This window comes from Haloferula sp. BvORR071 (genome assembly GCF_000739615.1).
Taxonomy (GTDB): Bacteria; Verrucomicrobiota; Verrucomicrobiia; order Verrucomicrobiales; family Akkermansiaceae; genus Haloferula.
The window spans coordinates 1-21,408 of record NZ_BATP01000027.1; the positions used below are offsets into that span (position 1 = coordinate 1).

Genomic DNA, 21,408 nt, shown 5'->3' on the forward strand with positions numbered 1-21,408 from the left:
GGCTGAACTGCCCGAGCGCCATGATCAGGGCGAAGCGCGCCAATTCCAGCCAGTCGTTCACTTCTTGGCCGCCATGATGTAGGCGGTCAGGACCTTCTCATCCTGCTTCGAAATCCCGGCATTCCACGCCATCCCGGGCACCACCACGTGCCAATCGCTGCGGCTGATGTCCTTCGGCAGGATGTACTCATGACAGCGGCCGCAGTGGGCCAGATAGACGCCATGGCCTCGCTGTAGGGTCTCCAGCTTTACTTTCGAGCGGGTGGACATCGCGGTATCCGGCACTGGCGCCGACGATGACGCGGACGGCCTGGCCGGCGTGGGCGCGCAAGCCGGAATCAAGACCACAGCCATGAGCGGAAGCGCTTTATTCATGGCCGGTTTTCCTAACACGGACCCGCGCCTCCGGGCAATAGCGGTCAAGCCTTGCTGGCGCGAATGCCACCCGGGGGAAATAGTTGCCGCAGGCCCACAATCGGATTTGCCGACCCCTGCGGAATCGGGGAAGAATCGAACAATGCCAGATCCCTCGTCGGACCCGTCCCTCAAACCTCTTGCCGTGCTCATCGATGCGGACAACGCCTCCGCGTCGAAGATCGCCCATGTGCTCTCGGAAATCGCCACCTACGGCACCGCCAGCGTAAAGCGCATCTACGGTGATTGGACCAAGCCGAACCTCGGCAGCTGGAAGAAGGAGCTCCTCGATCACTCGATCCAGCCGATCCAGCAATTCGGCTACACCACTGGCAAGAACGCCACCGACAGCGCGATGATCATCGACGCCATGGACCTGCTCTACACCGGGCGCTTCTCCGGCTTCTGCCTGGTTACGAGTGATAGCGATTTCACCCGCCTCGCCGCGCGCATCCGCGAGCAGGGCCTCACCGTTTACGGTTTCGGTGAAAAGAAGACCCCGCAACCCTTCGTCCGAGCCTGTGACAAGTTCGTTTATACCGACGTCATCGCGGCCATTTCCACCACTGCCGCAGAGAGTGGCGATCTCACACCGGAACCGAAGAGGACCGGTGCCCAACTCCGCAAGGACAAGGAATTGATCGCGAGCATTCGCAAGGCCATCGATGCCGTCACCGGCGACGAAAGCGAATGGGCCTCGCTCGGTGGTGTCGGCTCGACCCTTTCCAAGCGCATGCCCGACTTCGACTCGCGCAATTACGGCTACGCCCGTCTAAGCGACCTGATCAAGGCCACCGACCTGTTTGAAGTGGTGCGCAAGGACCAGCACGTGCAGGTCCGCGCGAAGCCTCAGGAAGAACAAGAACCGGAAGAAGAAGCTCCCGCCCGCGCGCCTGCGAGAAGACGCCGGAGACGGTAGCCCGCCATCCTTCCGGAATCCCGAAACCCGGCAAGCTCACAGCCCGCTCTAAAATGGGGACAGCCCGATTTCTTCCCTTCGGCGACGAATCGAGTAAACCCCCGTCCTGACAGTACACGTTAGATAGATGCCAAGGGGTCGCGACGCTTGCATGCATGCCAGCGCGGCCTCCGCGTCCTGCGCTGAAACAAAACCCGAGTTCCACCTGTAGCCTTCGACTGAATCCATGGCCATCCTGACCGACCGGAAATCGCTGCGTGAATATGATGTCATTGTCGTCGGCTCGGGAGCGGGCGGCGGCATGATGGGGATGCATCTCGCGCTCAATGGCGTGAAGGTCCTCATGATCGAGGCCGGCCGGAACTACGACCCGGTCAAGGAGACGCCGATGTTCAACACGCCCGACAAAGCGCCCCTGCGCGGCACAGGCACGGCGGACCGTTTCTTCGGCCACTACGATGCCACGGTCGGCGGCGGCTGGCAGGTCCCGGGCGAGCCCTATCGCGACAAGGAAGGCACCCAGGAGGAATTCTGGTGGTGGCGCCCGCGCATGCTTGGCGGCCGCACCAACCACTGGGGCCGCATTTCGCTGCGCTTCGGCCATTACGATTTCAAGCCGAAGTCCCGCGACGGCCTCGGCTTCGACTGGCCGATTTCCTACGAGGACCTCGCCCCCTACTACGACAAGACCGAGATGCTGGTCGGCGTCCATGGCACCAACGAGGGCATGGAAAACACGCCGGACTCCTCGCCGGGTGTCCTCCAGCCGGCACCCAAGCCCCGCGCCTCCGAGCTCCTCATCAAGAAGTACGGCAAGCCGCTCGGCATCCCGGTGATCCCGATTCACCGCGCCGTGCTCACCGAGCCGATGAAGGGCGACGTGCTTGCCGCCAAACTCTTCCCTAACAACCCGCTCGCCCAGCGCATCGTCGGCGCGGACATGTCGAACCGCGCCGCCTGCTTCTGGGCCACGGCCTGTGGACGCGGTTGCTCGATCCGAGCGAACTTCCAGAGCACCACGGTGCTGCTGCCGCCCGCCCTCGCCACCGGCAATCTGGACATCATCACCGACGCCATGGTGCGCGAGGTCATGGTGGACTCGAGCGGCAAGGTCACCGGCGTCCACTACGTCGACAAGCTCACGCGGGTCGACTCGATCGCCAAGGCCCGGGTGGTGGTGCTCAGCGCCAGCACCTGCGAAACCGCCCGTATTCTCCTGAACTCGAAGAGCGCTCTCTTCCCGAACGGCCTCGCCAATGGCAGCGGCCAAGTCGGCAAGAACCTCACCGATAGCGTCGGCTCCTCGATGTCCGGACACATTCCGAAAATGGAAAACGTCCCGCCGCACAACGAGGACGGCGCGGGCGGCGAGCACGTCTACACCCCGTGGTGGAATTACAAGAGCCAGGAGAAGCTCGGCTTCGCCCGCGGCTACCACATCGAGATGGGCGGCGGCCGCTACATGCCGGGCATGGGCTCGCTGGGACTTCTGGATACCACTTCGCCAGGTGTTTACGGCAAGAAGCTCAAGGAGGACGCGCGCCGCTACTTCGGAGCCACCATCGGTTTCGCTGGTCGCGGCGAGATGATCCCGAACGAGAACTGCTACTGCGAGATCGATCCCGAGCGTGTGGACCAATGGGGTATCCCGACCCTGCGCTTCCACTGGAAGTGGTCGGACCACGAGATCAACCAGGCCACCCACATGCAGAACACCTTCGCCGAACTCATCACCACGATGGGCGGCAAGGCCACCCCAGTCCCCGGCCGTGAGGCGCTGAACAAACCCGGCGAGATCATCCACGAAGCCGGCACCGCCATGATGGGCAGCGATGCCAAGAGCTCCGTCGTGAATTCCTTCGGCCAGACCTGGGACGTGAAGAACCTCTTCCTGATGGATGCCTCGATCCTGCCCTCGAATCCCGACAAGAACCTCACCCTCACCGTGCTGGCCCTCGCCTGGCGCTCCTCCGACTACCTGCTGGGCGAACTCAAGCAGGGCACCATCTAACCAGAACCGCCGCACTGCCATGCACGAATCCAACATTTCCCGCCGCAGCATCTTCAAGCTGGTGGCCGCCGTGAGCGCCGCGGGTTCCCTGGCCCCAGTCGGTGCCGCGCCGCCGAAGCCGCTCACCCGTCACTTCAAGAATCCGCTCAGCGACCCGGACTACAGCACCAAGCAGATTCCTTGGGACCTGCCCTTGGAAGCCTCTGAACTCGCCACCCTCGCCGTCTTGGTTGACCTCATCCTTCCCGAGGATGAAAGCTCGCCCGCCGCTTCGAAGATCGGGGTGCATGATTTCCTCAACGAATGGGTCGGCGCTCCCTACGCGGAGAACCGCGAGGACCACGATACCATCCGCGGTGGCGTCTCCTGGATCAATACCCACACTTGGACCCTCCACGGCAAGGCCTTCACGGAAGCCACGGTCGCGCAGCAGACCGCCATTCTCGACAGCATCTGCGATCCCGCAAAGGCCCCGCCCGAGCTCGCCTACGGTGCGCGCTTCTTCAAGAAGCTGCGCATGCTTGCCCTCGGGGGTTACTACACCCACCCCGCCACCTGGAAGGCCCTCGGCTACGTCGGCAACGTGCCGATCGCAGGGCCTTATCCCGGTGTGCCGGATGAGGTGATCAAGTTCCTCGGGCTGGAAGGCGTGTGAATTACGTCCCGAAGCTGCCAACCACGGACGGCTCCTGCCGGGTGCGCGGAGCCACCGGCGAAGAGTCACCCAGTCGTTGGACACAAGCTCGGGAAGCCCATTTACACCGTAGCGCTGCATCGTGCTAAAGTGTCTTCCAAGACACCCACCCATGCGCCCGTCCGGTCTCGCCATCAAAATCCTCTGCTTGGCGACCCCGCTTGCCCTCTCTTCCTGTTCGAGAAGCTCCACCAAGGCCGATCTCGGACACGTGATGAGGACCCATGATCCAGCTACCGCCACCTTGGAAGACATCGGTGGCGGACAGCGCAAGACTACCCTCGCCGGCAGCACCGAGATCGGCATCCTCACCCTCGGCGACGGCTCGCAGGCCAAATATTGGTTCCGGTCCCATCACATGACCAAGGACCCGGGAGGCACTTGGTTCCTCCTGGACAATGGCGAGCGCATCTTCATGGGGGGCTATTTCTGCTGCGAAGTCGAGATCCTCGCACCCGACCTCGCCAGCCCCACGAGCCTGAAAGCCTTCATCAAGAAGAAGGACGGCGTTCAGCCCTGAACGGAAGGCCATGCACCTACCGCGTCGCCACCAGCCGGACGCCCAAAAACACAAACAGTCCACCCGCCACGCGATTCAGCAGCGTCGAGAAGCCGGGGCTCTTCCGCAGCCTTTCTCCCACCCATGCCGAGGACCACGCGAGGAAGAGGCACCACAGCGTGCCGGTGAAAACAAAGCACAGGCCAAGCACCAGGAAGGCTGCGAACTTCGAGGGACTATCCTGCCGGATGAACTGCGGCATGAAGGCGAGGAAGAAGAGCGCCACCTTCGGATTGAGAACGTTCGTCAGCAGCCCTTGCCGGAAGACCGGCCAGAAGCCGGAAGTGCTGAAGCTGGCAGGCAGCGGATCGCTGGAAGCGCGGCTGCGCATCATCCGGATGCCCAGATAGATCAGATAGGCGGCACCGGCCAACTTCACCAAAAAGAAGGCCGTCGCCGAGGCTGCGATGATCGCCGACAAGCCGAGCGCTGCCGCCGAGGTGTGGACCAGCGCGCCAGCGCCAATTCCCAGCGCGGACGCCACCCCCGCACCGCGGCCCTGCGCCATGCTGCGCCCGAGGATGTAGAAGTTGTCCGGCCCGGGCGTCAGATTGAGCAGGAAGCCGCTGAGCAGAAAGACGCCGAAGTATTGGATACCGAACATGGACCGCGGCCGGAGCCTGCGCCGGAGACCGCTCCCTGACGAGCGCGAAGCTGCCCCCTTGCGCCGCGGACGATTCAAACACTGGCACCTTTGCCTTTATAAAATGAGGGTTTGCCCCTGTCGCCGGCACGGACGCTAGTCTCTTTCCATGATTTCATTCGATCACGGCCGCAGCTCACGGCGCGACCTTCTCAAGCTGCTCGCTGGCAGCGTGGGAGCATTCGCCGCGAGCGATCTATGGGGAGCGGGTGAAACCATCACCCTGCCCTTCGAGAATGGCACGCGCGCGCTCGTCGCCTACCCCGGCAAGCGGCCGCTGATAGTCCTGACCTCGCGCCCACCGCAGTTGGAAACTCCCTTCTCGGTCTTCAACGAGGGCATCCTCACTCCGAACGACGCCTTCTTCGTCCGCTACCACCTCGCGAACATCCCCACCGCGATCGACACGGAGACCTTCCGCCTCACGATCAAAGGCGAGGTCAACACGCCGCTCACGCTGACCCTCGACGATCTGCGCAAGAACTTCGAGGCAGTGGAGACTGTCGCGGTGGCGCAGTGCTCCGGGAACAGCCGCGGCTTCAGCCAACCGCGCGTCGGTGGTGGCCAGCTCGCCAATGGTGCCATGGGCAATGCCCGCTGGAAGGGCGTGCGCCTCAAGGACGTGCTGGAAAAAGCCGGCGTGAAGGCCAGCGCCAAGCAAGTTTCCTTCGACGGTCTGGACACCGCGGTGATGCCCAACACGCCGGACTTCGTGAAATCCCTCGGCCTCCCCCATGCGCTGAATGGCGAGATCCTGATCGCCTATGCCATGAATGGCGAGGACCTGCCGATGCTCAACGGCTTCCCTATCCGCCTGGTGGTGCCGGGCTACTACTCCACCTACTGGGTGAAGCACCTCACCGAGATCAGCGTGCTCGACAAGGACTTCGACGGCTTCTGGGTGAAGACCGCCTATCGCATCCCGGATACCCCGGGAGCCTGCGTCCCACCCGGCACCGCCCCAGCCAATACCGTGCCGATCAATCGCCTCAATGTCCGCTCCTTCATCACCAGCCACGAGAACGGAGCAAAGGTGAAGGTCGGCGAGAAAGTCGCGCTGCGCGGCATCGCCTTCGACGGCGGCGCGGGCATCAAGGAGGTCCAATTCTCCGGCGATGGCGGGAAGAGCTGGCAATCCGCCACCTTGGGCGAGGATCTCGGGCGCTTCTCCTTCCGCGAGTGGACCCTTGCCTACCAGCCAGGTGCCAAGGGCAGCGCCGAGTGGAAAGTCCGGGCCTTCAACAGCGTGGGTGAAAGCCAGCCGACGGAAGCGCTGTGGAACCCCGCCGGCTACATGCGCAACGTGGTGGAAGCCGTGAAAGTCGAAATCGCCTGAGCCATGAAGCGCACGATCTTATTCCTGCCACTGCTCGTGGTCCCGGCGCTCCTGTCCCGGGCCGAAGTGAAGAAAATCGAGCTGCCACTCGAACCTGCGAAGTTCAAGGAAGGCAAGGGCGCGGAACTTGCCCAAGCTCACTGCTTTACCTGCCACTCGGTCGAATACATCGCCACGCAGCCCGTGATGCCGCGGAAATTCTGGGAAGCCACGGTCCTGAAGATGCGGGACAAATACGCCGCACCACTGCCCGAGGACGCAGTGCAGCCGCTAATCGACTACCTGACCGAGAATTACGGGAAGAAATAGGGCCGCTTCAGCGCGGAGGTAGATCAGCTCCCTGAGCCCACCTTCTTCACCGCCAGCACGTAGGCCAGCACCGCCTTCTCATCCTCCGGTGCGAGGCCGGCGTGGCGGATCATCTTGGGCATCGTCTTCTCCCACTTGTCGGTGTCCACCTTGGCTGGGAGCATGTAGTGGTGGCACTGGCCGCACTGGAGCATGTAGGTCTCATGGCCGCGCTGGAGGGTCGAGAGCGGGGTGCCGCTCTTGGCCGCCATGTCAGGATTCGGGTTCGGGACCTCGGAAATCCCGCCCTCCTCCGGGTCGCCGCCGCTGGCCATGTTCCCGCTCGCCGGGATCCCGGTGCCGCCGCAAGAGGCCAAAATCCATGTCATCCCCAGCAGCGCACACCAATTTCGCATATGGGGAGGCTAGGACATGGCACCGCCACTGCTCAACCCGCAATCCCGTCCCAAACGCCGCTTTTTCCATGGCCGGGGAAGCTTTTTGACATTTTTTTCCCCGCTCCTAACCTCCGCGCCGCGAGCGGGAGGAATGTCTACCCCGCGAACCTTTGTTCCTAGCCATCAGTCATTTAAAACCCGGCGCCGCTAGATCTCTCCCACTTCCAATCGATCGACTTTAAGAACATGCACCTTTATCAGGACTACTTGGCGGAAATTGAGGAACGCAAAGCCGCAGGTTTGCATCCCAAGCCCATCGATGGCGCCGAACTTCTGGCCGAGATCATCGCCCAGATCAAAGACCCCTCCAACGAGCACCGGAAGCAGTCCCTCGATTTCCTGATCTACAACACCCTTCCCGGCACCACCAGCGCGGCCGGCGAGAAGGCTGCCTTCCTGGAGGAAATCATTCTCGGCAAGTCGGTCGTGGAGGAAATCTCCCCCACCTTCGCCTTCGAACTGCTCTCCCACATGAAGGGCGGGGCATCCATCCAGACCCTGCTCAACCTCGCGCTCGGCGACGATGCCGACATCGCCCGCCAGGCTGCCGAGGTGCTGAAGACCCAAGTCTACCTCTACGACGCCGATACCTCGCGCCTCAAGGCCGCCTACGAGGCCGGTAACCCGGTCGCGAAGGGCATTCTGGAAAGCTACGCCGCCGCCGAGTTCTTCACCAAGCTCCCGGAGGTCCCGGAGGAAGTCCAGGTCGTCACCTACATCGCCGCCGAGGGCGACATCTCGACCGACCTTCTTTCCCCCGGCAATCAGGCTCACTCCCGCTCCGACCGCGAGCTGCACGGCAAGTGCCTGATCAACGCGGAGGCTCAGGAAACCATCAAGGCTCTCCAAAAGCTTCACCCCGACAAGAGCGTCATGCTCATCGCGGAGAAAGGCACCATGGGCGTCGGTTCCTCCCGCATGTCCGGCGTCAACAATGTCGCTCTCTGGACCGGCCGTCAGGCCAGCAAGTATGTGCCCTTCGTCAATATCTTCCCGGTCGTCGCAGGCACCAACGGCATCTCCCCGATTTTCCTCACCACCGTCAGCGTCACCGGCGGCATCGGCCTCGATCTCAAGAACTGGGTCAAGAAGACCGACGCCGAAGGCAAAGTGGTCAAAGACGCCAATGGCGAACCGATCCTGGAACAGGCCTACTCGGTCGAAACCGGAACCGTCCTCACCATCAACACCAAGGAGAAGAAGCTCTACGGTGATGGCAAGGTGCTGGCAGACGTCTCTTCCGCATTCACCCCGCAGAAGCTCGAGTTCATCAAGGCGGGCGGCTCCTACGCCATTGTCTTCGGCAAGAAGCTCCAGACCTTTGCGGCTGAAACACTGGGAGTCGAAGCCCCCGTCGTCTTCGCTCCCGCCAAGGAAGTTTCCCATCAGGGACAGGGCCTCACCGCCGTCGAGAAAATCTTCAACCGCAACGCCGTCGGCGTTACTCCCGGCCTGACCTTGCATGCCGGCTCCGATGTCCGCGTCGAGGTCAATATCGTCGGCTCGCAGGACACCACCGGTCTGATGACCTCGCAGGAGTTGGAGGCCATGGCCGCCACCGTCATTTCGCCGACGGTCGATGCCGCCTACCAGTCCGGCTGCCACACCGCTTCCGTTTGGGACAAGAAGGCCCAGGCCAATATTCCGAAGCTGATGTCCTTCATGCAGCGTTTCGGGCTCATCACCGCCCGCGATCCGAAGGACGGCTATCACGCCATGACCGACGTCATCCACAAGGTGCTCAATGACATCACCGTGGACGACTGGGACATCATCATCGGCGGCGACTCCCACACCCGCATGTCGAAGGGCGTCGCCTTTGGCGCGGACTCCGGCACCGTCGCCCTTGCTCTCGCCACCGGCGAAGCGACCATGCCCATCCCTCAGTCCGTGAAGGTCACATTCAAGGGCACGCTCAAGCCCTACATGGACTTCCGCGACGTCGTTCACTCCACCCAGGCGCAGATGCTGAAGAAGTTCGGCGAGAACGTCTTCCAAGGCCGCGTGATCGAGGTGCACATTGGCACCCTTCCTGCCGACCAGGCATTCACCTTCACCGACTGGACCGCCGAAATGAAGGCCAAGGCGTCCATCTGCATTTCACAGCCTGAGACCCTCATCGAATCCCTGGAAATTGCGAAGGACCGCATCCAGATCATGATCGGGAAGGGCATGGACAATGAGAGCCAAGTCCTGCAGGGCCTGATCGACAAGGCCGACAAGCGCATTGCTGAAATCCGCTCCGGGGAAAAACCGCCGCTCGCTCCCGATGCCACTGCCAAGTATCACGCCGAGATGGTCGTGGACCTCGACATCATCGACGAGCCGATGATCGCGGACCCCGACGTCAACAACGACGATGTCTCCAAGCGCTACACGCACGACGTCATCCGCGGACTCTCCTACTACGAAGGCAGTAAGTCCGTGGACCTCGGCTTCGTCGGCTCCTGCATGGTTCACAAGGGCGACCTCAAGATCGTCGCCAAGATGCTCAAGAACCTTGAGGAGACTCAGGGCAAGGTCGAGTTCAACGCGCCGCTCGTAGTCGCCGCGCCGACTTACAACATCATCGATGAGCTCAAGGCCGAAGGCGACTGGGCCATCCTTGAGAAGTATTCCGGCTTCGAGTTCGACGACAACGCACCGAAGACCGCCGCCCGCACCGAGTATCAGAACATGATGTATCTCGAGCGCCCCGGCTGCAACCTCTGCATGGGCAACCAGGAGAAGGCCGAGAAAGGTGACACGGTCATGGCCACCTCCACGCGCCTCTTCCAAGGCCGCGTGGTGGAAGACTCCGACCGGAAGAAGGGCGAGTCCCTCCTCTCATCCACCCCCGTCGTCGTCCTTTCCGCTGTCCTCGGCCGCACCCCGAGCTTGAACGAATACAAGGCCGCGGTCGAAGGCATCGACCTCACCGCCTTCGCCCCACCGGTGAAGGAGCTGGTGGCCGCCTCCTGACGCAGCGGACCGCGGGCCATCAGCCCGTCCTCACTTTGCCGGCTCTTGGGTCCTTGAGGCTCAAGAGCCGCATTGCGTACTTTGGGATGCCTCTGGAACTTTCCGGGCGCTGTTGTATGAATAATTTCCTATGGACACGCTCCGCACGTTCAAGACCGGCTCCGGCGCCGACGGCAAATTCTACTCCCTGCCCGCACTCGCCGAACAAGGCTTCCCGAATCTCTCCAAGCTGCCGGTGTCCATCCGGATCGTGCTGGAATCGGTGCTGCGCTGTGTGGATGGCCGGAAGGTAACGGAGAAGGACGTGGCCAACCTGGCCAACTACAACGCGAAGACCCCGGGCGAATACGAGATCCCCTTCACCGTCGCCCGGATCGTCCTGCAGGACTTCACCGGGGTGCCGCTGCTCGTGGACGTGGCGGCGATGCGTGACGCCGCGGTGAAGCGCGGTGCCCAGCCGGCCAAGATCGAGCCGTTGGTGCCCGTCGACCTCGTCGTCGACCACTCGGTGCAGGTCGACTTCGCCGGCTCCCAACTCGCCCTCGACCGCAACATGGCGATCGAGTTCATCCGCAACCGCGAGCGCTACGAGTTCCTGAAGTGGGGCCAGCAGGCCTTCGAAACCTTTTCCGTCGTGCCTCCCGGCATCGGCATCGTCCACCAGGTGAACCTGGAGTTCCTGGCAAAGGGCGTGCTGTCCAAGGACGGCGTCTATTACCCGGACACCCTCGTCGGCACCGACTCCCACACGACCATGATCAACGGCCTCGGCGTCGTCGGCTGGGGCGTGGGCGGCATCGAGGCGGAAGCCGGCATGCTCGGCCAGCCGGTGACCTTCCTAGTCCCGGAAGTGGTGGGCGTTTACCTCCACGGTGAGCTGAAGGAAGGCGTGACCGCCACCGACCTGACCCTGCGCATCACCCAGCTGCTGCGGAAGCACGGCGTGGTCGGCAAGTTCGTGGAATTCCACGGCCCGGGTGCCAAGGCGCTCTCCCTGCCGGACCGCGCCACCATCGCCAACATGGCTCCCGAGTACGGTGCGACCATGGGCTTCTTCCCGGTGGATGAGGAAACGATCAACTACCTGCGTGGCACCGGCCGCACCGAGGAGCTCTGCACCACGGTCGAGAACTACTACAAGGCCCAAGGCCTCTTCGGCATCCCGGACAAGGGCGAGTGCGAATACACCGACCTGCTCGAGCTCGACCTCGCCAGCATCGTTCCCGCCGTCGCCGGTCCGAAGCGCCCGCAGGACCGCATCGATGTGACCGCGCTGCGCGAGACCTTCGACACGCTCTTCACCGCTCCGGTCGCGAACGGCGGCTTCGGCCTGCCTGCCAGCGATCGCGAGAAGCGCGTACGCCTGACCATGCGCGAGAAGGCCGGCGTGTCCGTGGACTCGCTGCTCTCCACCGATAGCAATCACCAGCCCTTCGAAGGCGGCGAGCGCAACGAAGTTGAGATGGTCTCGAACCGCCCGACTCCCGATCAGGTCAACGAGGATCTCTTCGCCGGCGGCCCGCAGGACATGGAGCTGGCCCACGGCTCGATCCTGATCGCCGCGATCACCTCTTGCACCAACACCAGCAACCCGAGCGTGATGATCGCCGCGGGCCTGGTGGCGAAGAAGGCGAACGCGCTTGGCCTGACCGTGGCACCTTACGTGAAGACCTCGCTGGCTCCCGGCTCGCGCGTCGTTACCGACTACTTCGAGGCCACCGGCTTGCAGAAGGAACTCGATCAACTCGGCTTCCAGACCGTCGGCTACGGCTGCACCACCTGCATCGGCAACTCCGGCCCGCTGCACCCTTCGATTGAAGGTGCCATTTCGGAAGGCAGCCTGGTCTGCGCCTCCGTGCTCTCCGGCAACCGCAACTTCGAGGCCCGCGTGCATGGCTCAATCAAGGCGAACTTCCTGATGAGCCCGCCGCTGGTCGTGGCGTATGCGCTGGCAGGCCGCGTCGATCTCGACCTGACCACCGAGCCGCTGGGCAATGACAAGGACGGCAATCCGGTCTTCCTGAAAGACCTCTGGCCGACCCACACCGAGGTGAAGGAGCAGCTCGCCGCCGCGCTGAAGCCCGCGGTCTATCAGAAGCTCTACGGGGACCTCGCCTCCGCGAACCCGAAGTGGGCGGAGATCTCCGGCACGGCCGGCGCGACCTACGGCTGGGACGAGAAGTCCACCTACATCCAGAGCCCACCCTTCTTCGATGGCGGCGCAACGGTGACAGGCGATATCCTCAATGCCCGCCCGCTCGGCATCTTCGGCGACTCCGTCACCACCGACCACATCTCCCCGGCCGGCTCGATCAAGGCGACCTCGCCCGCGGGCAAGTATCTGCTCGATCACGGCGTGGAGAAGGCCGAGTTCAACTCCTACGGCGCGCGCCGCGGCAATGACCGCGTCATGACCCGCGGCACCTTCGCCAATGTCCGCATCAAGAACCTGATGTGCCCCGGCGTGGAAGGTGGCTACACCCAGTACTTCGGCCCGGCCATGGTCTCCGAGCCGGACCAGAAGATCGATCCCGTGGACGGTGCCAAGCCGACCTTCATCTACGATGCCTCCATGGCCTATCAGGCGGATGGCACCAAACTGATCATCATCGGCGGTGAAGACTACGGCATGGGATCCTCCCGCGACTGGGCCGCCAAGGGCACCCGCCTGCTTGGCGTCTCCGCCGTGGTCACCAAGTCCTTCGAGCGCATCCACCGCTCCAACCTGATCGGCATGGGCGTGCTGCCCCTGAACTTCATCCACGCCGCCGACTACGACCGCGTGAAGTCCCTCGCCGAAGCCCGCTTCGATATCACCGGCATCGGCGGCGAACTGAAGCCGATGCAAGACGCCCTGCTCATCGCCCACCTGCCGGATCACTCCCGCATGGAGTTCCCGCTGAAGGTGCGCCTCGATACCCCGGCTGAAGTGGACTACTACCTCGCCGGCGGCATCCTGCCCTACGTGCTGGATCAGATCCTGGAGGGCTGAACCTTTCCTAGCAATCGCCTTCAAGAGAGGCCGCTCCTGCACCGGGGGCGGCCTCTTTCTTGGTTTCCCCGGTGCTTTTTCACCGCCATTTCATCTTGTTAGGGAGATTGGTCGGCCGACCCGCTTCGCGCTTGCCGGAGATAAGATGACAGATAGGGAGAAGTGAGTGAACCCGCCCTACCGGATCGTCCTTTCGTGTCTCGCCCTAGCATCCTGTCTTCCTGCTGCGGCGGAAACCGTGCGGGGCTTTCCGCATTATCCACGGAAGAGCAATCCCGCCGGCATGATCGCGGGGCCCGACGGCTACTTGTATGGCGTGAACATGGAGACATTCCCCGGAGGCAACGGCGAGGTCTTCCGCATGGAGCCGGACGGCAAGCTGAAGGTCCTGCACCGCTTCGGACAGCTTCGCACCTTTCCCGGCAGCAATGACGGCGGCTCCACGCCCACCCACGTCTTCACGATGGGCAAGGACGGCTGCTTCTACGGCCTGACCCGATCGGGCGGCCGCTTCGCCCGCGGCGTGCTCTATCGCGTGCGGCCGGATGGTGAGTTCTCCGTGGTCATGGACCTGCAGCCCGACGGCTTGATCACCCCGCCGCTGGAGGCGACCAACTTTGCGTATGGGGCCCATCAATTGATCGAGGGCCCGGACAACGCGTTTTACACCTTCTCAGCGGCCGGCCACTGCGTGCGCTTGGGTCTGGACGGCAGCATGTCGGTGGTTGCAAACGTCGGCCCCCTCACCCGGGTCTTCACCGATCCCGCCGAGCCCACCCACGCCATCGTGGCCTACAAGCCGGGCCTAGGTCCGAACAACATGAGAATGCGCCGCGTGCGCATCACCGACGGCGCAGTCCTCTCCGACGTTACCTGCCCGACTTTCCCAAGTCCCACGACCGGCGTAAAAGCCCTTGCCTACTCCAGCCGCGGACTCCTGCTGGATGCTGAATGGGCGCAAGGAACAACCGGCGGCAGCCGCCTACACTGGATGAATGCCGACGGCTCGGTGGATTTCGTCGATGACTTCCGCTGGTCGCCCGCACCGAGCCACCCTCCCTTCATACAGAGCTTCGTGCACGCGGGGGATGATGGCACCATCCACTACCTCGCCGGCTATTCGACCAAGGGAATTGTCTCCGGAGGGGACAGCCTGATCGAATACAAGCCGAATGGAACGCACCGGATGGTCTGCGGCTTCGGGGACTATTCGATGTTCGGATTCTGCCAGGTGGCACCTGACATGATCTATGGCGCGACGCTCGGCACCTCGTTATTCGCGCCAAGCGGATTCGGGTTCCTCTATTACGAGAACTGGATGAAGCGCGGCGGCGACTCAAAGTTGGTCCAAGAGGTGAAGGGCGGCGGGATGTTCTTCCAAGTAGCGGGCGACGACAGCCGCAAGGGCGACTACTTCCCCCTCGCCCAGATGGATGTCGTGAACTCGAAGGGCAACAAGGAACTGCTGATCTCCCCGCTCAAGAACGACCGCGATCCCGCCCGCGAAAAGCTCCGCTTGGTTTCGGTGGGACAAGCGAGCCAAGGGAGCGCCTCGATCCCTGCCGATCCGAAGCTGAAGGACCGGGTGCTCTATACTCCGGCTGAGGGCGGGCGCCGCAGCGCGATCATCCCGTATGTGGTGGAAGACGAATCGGAGCGGCAGTCCAAGGGCACCATCTGGTTCCAAGGCAACGCCGCGGGCACCTATCAAGCTGCCGGGGCTATCTCGGGCGACGATCTCAAGCTCAAGGTGACCCCCCGCGGGACCTTCACCGCGACCATTGCCGGAGAAGGCCGGCCACTCACCTTCAGCGGAGCCTTGGATTGGTCAGACTCGGCGACTGTCAGCATCCCGGGCGGAACGAATCAGGTCCTCACCTTGCGAATCTCGCTCGTCACCCCGGAAGACGCCCCGCCGATGTTCAGCTACGTGCTGAGTATCTCTACCGGCGGAGCCTTCGCGGGCTTCGCAACCCTGCCCGATTGAAATTCTTTTTAGAATTTTTGAACATCCGGATTCACGAAGGGTCTATGACCGTGAAGACCGCGCACTGCGTCGGACTTCATGTAAGGGTGAACAGCACAAAGTCAGCTTCCTTGTCCATGGGTGTGGACGCTTAAAGGGAAATGATTCGGGCCGCCAGGGGTGGGACCTTGGCGGCCTTCCCTTGTACCCTGCTCGGGTTTGCGGAGGAGCCTTCGATACACTTTAGCTCATATTAACGGCTAATTTTTGTCTTATCAGACCATTTTTGATCGACTAAAGGGTCGAGTAAATGATGGCGAAGCTGCTCCAATCCCGCTGCCTCCACATCGCGGGTCTCTACCTCCTGAGCCTGGCCCCCTGCCACGCGGAAGCCCCGGCGGCCCTCACGCGGACCATCTCCACCGGGACCGAGTCCGTCACCGTCGATTTCGCCTACCACCCCATCCGCAGCACCAATTTTTCGGTGCTGGTCCAAGACTCCACCGGCGCTTTCACCGCCCGCACGCCCTTGGAGGCCCGGACCTACTTGGGCACCGTCCAAGGTAAGCCGGGGGCGATCGCCGCCGGGCTGATCCGCGCCGATGGCAGCTTCCTGTGCCGCATCAGCTTTGAGAGCGGGGTGGAGTGGAGCAGCACCGGTGGCACCGCCACGATCCGTGGATCCACCGATTGGATCCCCGCTTGGCCGACCGCCATGGTCGATCCCGGCGGTGCCGGTGCCGTCGTCCGTGCCGCCGAAGTCGGCGTGGATGCCACCTACCGGGAATACGTGGCCTGCGGCTCGAATATCGATGCCACCGTGGAGATGGCCGAGTTCTGCCTGATGGCCACGGACATGATCTACTTGCGGGATGCGGCCCTTCTCCACCGCATCGGCCAAGTGCTGGTGCGGACCGACGCGACTGCCGATCCCTACGAACCGGACGGCGGGGACACGGGATTGCTGCTGCCCCACATCCGGACGATCTGGAACGCCGGTGCCCCCATCGGCACGACGCACGACCTGGCACTAGTCGCGCGCCCCGGCGCTGGCGGAGGCTTGGCCTACGTCGGCACGATCGGCACCTCCAGCCGCTACTCTGCCGATGGAACGGATGCCAATGGCGACTTCACCGTAATCTGGCGCCACGAGGCCGGACACAACTGGGGATCGAATCACTACGAGGGCGGCGGCAAGCCGGAGGGCCCGACCATCATGTCGGACAATTCGCTCTCACGCTTCTCCAGTGCGGAGCTTTCCAAGATCATCGCCCACCGCAACACCAAGACCTCGGTCCTGGACAGCTTGGGAGCCTACACTTTCCCCCTGCCCCCGCGGGCCAACATGGACCGGGCGGTATTCCTGAACGGTGGCTCAGTGCCGATCGATGTGCTGGCGAACGACTCGGACTCGAATGGCGACGCGATCAGCCTGGCGAGCTTCCCCACGACCTCTGCCTTGGGCGGCAAGCTCACGCGCTCGGTCGGAACCGGCCCGGCCGGTCGGGACCAGATCCTCTACACTCCCGGCCCGGCCGACATCACGGGCGAGACCGACTACTTCAGCTATCAGATCGCGGACGCGGGCGGCAAGACGGCCACCGGCTACGCCGTCGTCCGCCCGGTGGCGGATGCCCTCTTGCCGGTGGACCAGTGGAAGCTGGACGAGACATCCGGAACCACGGCAGTGAATGCCATCCGCTCCCTGAATGGGACTCACCAGAATGGAGCCGTCGTTGGCGAGCCAGGATCAAATGCGGTGACCGGCCGCGGCGTTTACTATGACGGCTCGAATGATCGCACTTCGATCTCTGCGCCGAATTACAACACCGCCACCCTGAGCTTCACGGCATGGATCAAGCGCGACGGAACCCAAAACCCGTGGGCCCCGGTAGTCTTCACCCGCGGTGGCTCCTCCGTGGCGGGTTTCGGCTTCGGGGATGCCAACGAGCTCCGCTACCAATGGAATGACAGCGGCAGCACTTTCACGCCTTCGCCCGCTCTTACTGTCCCCGATGGGAAATGGTGTCTGGTATCGATGGCCGTATCGCCCACCGGCGTGAGCCTCTTCCTGCGGACGCCGGCTGGCCTCCAGAGCGCCACCCATAGCACCCCGATCACCTCGGAAGCCTTCAACTCCACCTTCTACCTGGGCCGGGACTCGCTCAACACCAGCCGCCACTACAAAGGCTGGATGGATGACGTGCGGACCTACGCCGCGACGCTGACGGCAGAACAGATCGAGTCGCTCTATCAGCAAGCAGAACATCCGCCGGAGATCTCGGTAAGCGCCCCACTGGCGGGAGCTTCCGTGCCAGCACTCGATCTCGGCCTGAGCGCACAGCTCAACAACGCGGCCGGATATCAAATCGAAGGCGTGGACTTCTCCGAAGGCAGCGAACTCTTCGGAACGGCGATCGCTCCGCCCTACTCGCTTACAATCCCGGCGATCCATGCAGGCCTGCACTCAGTGACCGCGCGGGCAAGCTTCGGCGACTGGGGCTATTCGATCAGCTCGGCACCTGTGGCTTTCACCGTGCTGCCACCACCGCTTCCCGTCGTCAGCGTGAGCAGCCTCGGGGTCCCCTCGCGCTCCGGGCCCATCGCCGCGGATTTCGTGATCACGCGCAGCCATCCCCTCGGCGACGTGACGGTGCCCTTCACGATCTCCGGCACCGCCGTTTCCGGAACCGACTATCAGGCTCTCCCGGCGAATGTCAGCTTCCCGGACGGCACCCTCACCAAGACGGTCACGCTCACACCCATCGCGGCCGCCCCCCAGGCGACCAAGACCGTGGTGCTCGGCCTAACTGGCACCGCCGACTTCACGACCGGCGCACCGGCAAGCGCGACCCTGACCATCGACGACCATCCAACCTCGATTATGGCTGGTGCCTGGAACCTGGCCACCACGTGGACAACCGGCGTGGCAGCCCCCGTCACCGGCACGCAGAACAGCGGCGAGGACTACGCGGTGAGACACGTGGTCAGCTCGAACAACAACGCCTCCAACAGCCAGGCTTTGATCGGGCGCACTCTGCGGATCGAGAATGGCGGGATCCTCGACCTTGCCCGCTTGCACGCGACCACCAACCAGAATGTCTCCTACAGCCTTCCCCCGGTTACGCTTGAGAGCGGCGGCGCGATCCAAGTGCGGGCCTCGGTCGGCAGCTCGACCCATACCATTCCCGCGTCGATCACTAACAAGGGCATCGGCACCTTCCGGATCAACGGCGGCAGCTATGCGAACGCGGCGATTCTCACCGGCGCGTTCTCCGGCAGCGGCCGCCTGGATCTGATCTCCGATACCAACAGCGGCTCGGTCTCGGGAGACTTGCGGCAGCTTTCCGTGAACTCCGTAAACAATGCCTTCACCGGGGATTGGACCGTGACCCACACGGCGGATGGAGATGATTTCGTGGTCCTCCGTGCCGGAGCGAGCCGTGCCTTGGGCAGTGGCAGTGTAAGGCTCGGGACCCGCGCCCGCTTGGTCAATGACGCCAGCGGCGGCCTGGACTCGCTCTCGGGCGTCGTGATGGATGGCTTGCAATCGCGCTTGGATCTCAACCAGCGCTGGAACCAGCCAAGCGCCTCTCTGGCGCTCGCCGGAGGCAGCCCCGAAGTAAAGCTGGGCAACGCGGAATCGATCATCGGCAACCTGTCCGGCAGCAAGGGCAGCATCTACGGCACAGGCTCATCCTCCGCGCTTACCGTCCAGCAGACCACTGCCGGGGTCTTCAGTGGCGCACTAGGAAGCCCGCTCAAATTCACCAAGGGCGGTGCCGCAGCGCTGCGCTTGGGCGGCGCGATCGCACCCGCCGTGCAGCTCGTCCTCCAAGCAGGAGATCTGGACCTCGCCGCCACGCCACTCAGCGTGGCTTCCCTGAATCAAAGTGGCGGGAACCTGCTGCTGGATCTCGGATCCACCTCGGTAGCGCCCCTGACGGTGACCGGGAACTACAGCCGCAGCGCCGGTGGCATCGTGGTGAGAAGTAACTCGGTCCCAGCAACCGGGGTGGCCTATCCGCTCGTGGCCTATCAGGGCAGCATGGCGAGCCCGCCCACCGTCACCTTCGTCGGTCCCGCCGGAACCGGCCTCTCGATGAGCGTGCAACCGGGCACGGGTGCCAACTCGCTGCTGACAGTCACCTTCGCCCCGGCGGATCCATTTCCTGCCTGGGTCGCAGGTTTCGGCCTGACCGGCAACGACGCACTACCGGCCGCTGATCCGGATCAGGACGGGGTAGGCAACCGAGAGGAGATGCTGCTTGGCTTCGATCCCACCTGGCGCAACTCGCGCCTGGTTCTCTCGGTGAAGGATTTGTCCCCCACTGAGGCGACTCTCAGCCTGAACCGCGTGGTGACCGTGGGCAGCTTCACCCTGCAGGCTGCGGAGGATCCGAATGGCCCGTGGACCAGCACTCCGGTGCCGGTCTCGGCAGACGAAAACAACCACGAGATCACCGTCCCCAGAATCGGCACGAACCGCTACTTCCGGGCAGTTTATATCGCCCCCTGACGCTTGCCACGCGCGGGTGATTGTCTTTGCCAAGAAGCATGGGAGCATGCCGCCGTGTCACTCTTCACGCGCCGGAATTTCATCGGTCTCTCACTCACGGCACTGCCGGCATGGTCCCAGGAAAAGCAGACGGAACTCCGCTACCTTCAGCCCGCGGATGCCGGCTACGAGGCGGCGCGGCGGCCCTTCAATTCGACGATCCAGCTGAAGCCCGCGTTGATCGCCTGCTGCCGGACGGAGGCCGATGTAGTGGCAGCCGTGAAGCACGCCAAGGAGGCGGGCATGCCGGTGGCGGTAAAGAGCGGCGGGCACGGCTTCATCGGCGATAGCTTGAACGATGGCGGGCTGGTGGTGGAGCTATCGGGGATGGCAAACCGCTTGTTAGAAGCGGGGAGTTTCCGGTTCACGGCGGGGCCGGGCCTGAAGCTTCGCGATTGTTACTCTTGGCTCCTCAAGAAAGGCCGCCTGCTCCCGGCGGGATCCTGCGGTGGAGTCGGCTTGGCTGGCCTGACCCTCGGAGGCGGCTACGGGCTGTTCGCCCGCGAATTCGGCCTGACCTGCGATCACCTGCTGCAGGTGCGCATGGTCGATGGCAATGGCGAGATCCACGATTCACGCGACGAGCCGGAGCTGCTCTGGGCATGTCGCGGTGGAGGCAATGGCAACTTCGGTGTGGTGACCTCCTTCACCTTCGAGACGCGGCCCGCACCGCCCACGCTTTCGACCAGAAAGTTCACCGCCAAGGGTCTGGATGCCGGAGGCCTGGCGAAGCACCTCGAACGCTGGTTCGAGATCGCTTCCGCGCTGCCGGAGCCCTGCTTCTCCGCCGTGATCCTGAATTGGAACCAGGCCACGGTACTTCTCACCTCCACGAAATCAGCGGAAGGGTCATCCTTCGTTGCCGCGACCAAGGCACTGCACCAAGCGGGCTTCGCGTCGAAAGGCTCCCTCACCAAGCCACTCGCGGACTCGCTCAAGCGCTATGAGGGGGAGCCCGGGCCGCTACCCTTCGACAATGTCTCGGCCGGCTTCTACCGGGGTTGGGACGAGCTGAAGCCAGCTGTGGCTGGCATTTGTGCCACGGTCCGCGGGACACCCGGCCTGATCTTCCAAGTGAATACGCTGGGCGGCGCGATTGCCCGTGAATCTGAGTCCGCCTATCCGCACCGCGCCTTCGGTTTCTTGGGCGAGCTGCAGGCTTACTGGGAGAAGGGCACCATGCCCGCGAAACTTGCCGCCGGTCATGCGACGGTGCGCCAAGCGCTGGCAGATGCAGGCATCCGCAACCATTACCGCAATTATCCCGATTCCCGGCTGTCGAATTGGGGCGATGCCTATTTCGGAAACGGCTACGCGCGGCTACAGGCGCTCAAGGCCCGACTGGACCCAGATGACCGGATCCGGCACGCCCAGAGCGTCCGCTTGCCGGGGGCCTGAACGTTTTTCTTAAAAAAATCACAGAACTTTTGAACGTCCACAATCCTGAAGGGTCTATGATCATGAAGACCGCGCACTGCGTGGTCCTCATGTAAGGGTGAACAGCACAAAATCAGCTTCCTTGTCCATGGGTGTGGACGCTTAAGGGAAATGATTCGGGCCGCCAGGGGTGGGACCTTGGCGGCCTTCCCTTGTACCGGCGGGCGGGCCT

The 21,408-nt window shown here is 63.4% G+C and carries 14 protein-coding genes; 11 read left to right on the top strand and 3 right to left on the bottom strand.

Features of this window, described 5'->3' with window-relative positions; all coding sequences use genetic code 11:
* Window positions 1-57: 57 nt before the first annotated feature.
* Window positions 58-375, bottom strand: a complete 318-nt coding sequence (locus tag BV071_RS14745; protein ID WP_265594454.1) for a hypothetical protein — start codon at window positions 373-375, stop codon at window positions 58-60.
* Between the two features lie 142 nt (window positions 376-517).
* On the opposite strand from BV071_RS14745, the gene BV071_RS14750 reads away from it, so the two are divergent.
* The 4 genes from BV071_RS14750 to BV071_RS14765 all read left to right on the top strand — a co-directional run bounded on the left by BV071_RS14750 (window position 518) and on the right by BV071_RS14765 (window position 4,558).
* Entirely contained in the window at window positions 518-1,333 is an 816-nt protein-coding gene (locus BV071_RS14750; protein ID WP_052573372.1) for an NYN domain-containing protein, read from the top strand.
* A gap of 226 nt (window positions 1,334-1,559) precedes the next feature.
* Window positions 1,560-3,344 carry a GMC family oxidoreductase gene (locus tag BV071_RS14755; protein WP_035608561.1) on the top strand — a complete coding sequence of 595 codons (1,785 nt, stop codon included), beginning with the start codon at window positions 1,560-1,562 and terminating at the stop codon, window positions 3,342-3,344.
* A 19-nt stretch (window positions 3,345-3,363) separates the two neighbouring features.
* Window positions 3,364-3,999: a gluconate 2-dehydrogenase subunit 3 family protein gene (locus BV071_RS14760; RefSeq protein ID WP_052573373.1), complete on the top strand. Its 636-nt coding sequence runs from the start codon at window positions 3,364-3,366 to the stop codon at window positions 3,997-3,999.
* 151 nt (window positions 4,000-4,150) lie between these two features.
* Window positions 4,151-4,558 (top strand): hypothetical protein, encoded by a 408-nt coding sequence (locus BV071_RS14765; RefSeq protein WP_035608569.1) that lies wholly within the window; start codon window positions 4,151-4,153, stop codon window positions 4,556-4,558.
* 16 nt (window positions 4,559-4,574) lie between these two features.
* Here the strand turns inward: BV071_RS14765 and BV071_RS14770 are convergent, their stop codons facing one another.
* On the bottom strand, window positions 4,575-5,201 hold the full coding sequence (locus BV071_RS14770) for a LysE family translocator (RefSeq protein WP_035608571.1): 627 nt from the start codon (window positions 5,199-5,201) through the stop codon (window positions 4,575-4,577).
* Window positions 5,202-5,349: 148 nt separating this feature from the next.
* On the opposite strand from BV071_RS14770, the gene BV071_RS14775 reads away from it, so the two are divergent.
* Window positions 5,350-6,576 (top strand): molybdopterin-dependent oxidoreductase, encoded by a 1,227-nt coding sequence (locus tag BV071_RS14775; protein ID WP_035608577.1) that lies wholly within the window; start codon window positions 5,350-5,352, stop codon window positions 6,574-6,576.
* A 3-nt stretch (window positions 6,577-6,579) separates the two neighbouring features.
* Window positions 6,580-6,885, top strand: a complete 306-nt coding sequence (locus BV071_RS14780) for a sulfite:cytochrome C oxidoreductase subunit B (protein ID WP_035608580.1) — start codon at window positions 6,580-6,582, stop codon at window positions 6,883-6,885.
* 23 nt (window positions 6,886-6,908) lie between these two features.
* Here BV071_RS14780 and BV071_RS14785 read toward each other — a convergent pair whose 3' ends face one another.
* Complete coding sequence (locus tag BV071_RS14785; RefSeq protein WP_265594455.1) at window positions 6,909-7,280, bottom strand: hypothetical protein; 372 nt, start codon at window positions 7,278-7,280, stop codon at window positions 6,909-6,911.
* A gap of 228 nt (window positions 7,281-7,508) precedes the next feature.
* Here BV071_RS14785 and BV071_RS14790 point away from each other — a divergent pair, with 228 nt between their 5' ends.
* The 5 genes from BV071_RS14790 (at window position 7,509) to BV071_RS14810 (ending at window position 21,197) form a co-directional block, all read left to right on the top strand.
* Complete coding sequence (locus BV071_RS14790; RefSeq protein ID WP_035608585.1) at window positions 7,509-10,283, top strand: bifunctional aconitate hydratase 2/2-methylisocitrate dehydratase; 2,775 nt, start codon at window positions 7,509-7,511, stop codon at window positions 10,281-10,283.
* Between the two features lie 130 nt (window positions 10,284-10,413).
* The gene (locus BV071_RS14795; RefSeq protein WP_035608588.1) at window positions 10,414-13,275 is read left to right on the top strand and encodes an aconitate hydratase; all 2,862 of its coding nucleotides are present in this window, start codon (window positions 10,414-10,416) and stop codon (window positions 13,273-13,275) included.
* Between the two features lie 283 nt (window positions 13,276-13,558).
* Window positions 13,559-15,262 carry a choice-of-anchor tandem repeat GloVer-containing protein gene (locus BV071_RS14800; protein WP_035608593.1) on the top strand — a complete coding sequence of 568 codons (1,704 nt, stop codon included), beginning with the start codon at window positions 13,559-13,561 and terminating at the stop codon, window positions 15,260-15,262.
* A gap of 289 nt (window positions 15,263-15,551) precedes the next feature.
* On the top strand, window positions 15,552-19,760 hold the full coding sequence (locus BV071_RS14805) for a LamG-like jellyroll fold domain-containing protein (protein WP_035608596.1): 4,209 nt from the start codon (window positions 15,552-15,554) through the stop codon (window positions 19,758-19,760).
* Window positions 19,761-19,814: 54 nt separating this feature from the next.
* Entirely contained in the window at window positions 19,815-21,197 is a 1,383-nt protein-coding gene (locus tag BV071_RS14810) for an FAD-binding oxidoreductase (protein WP_052573374.1), read from the top strand.
* Window positions 21,198-21,408: the final 211 nt, after the last annotated feature.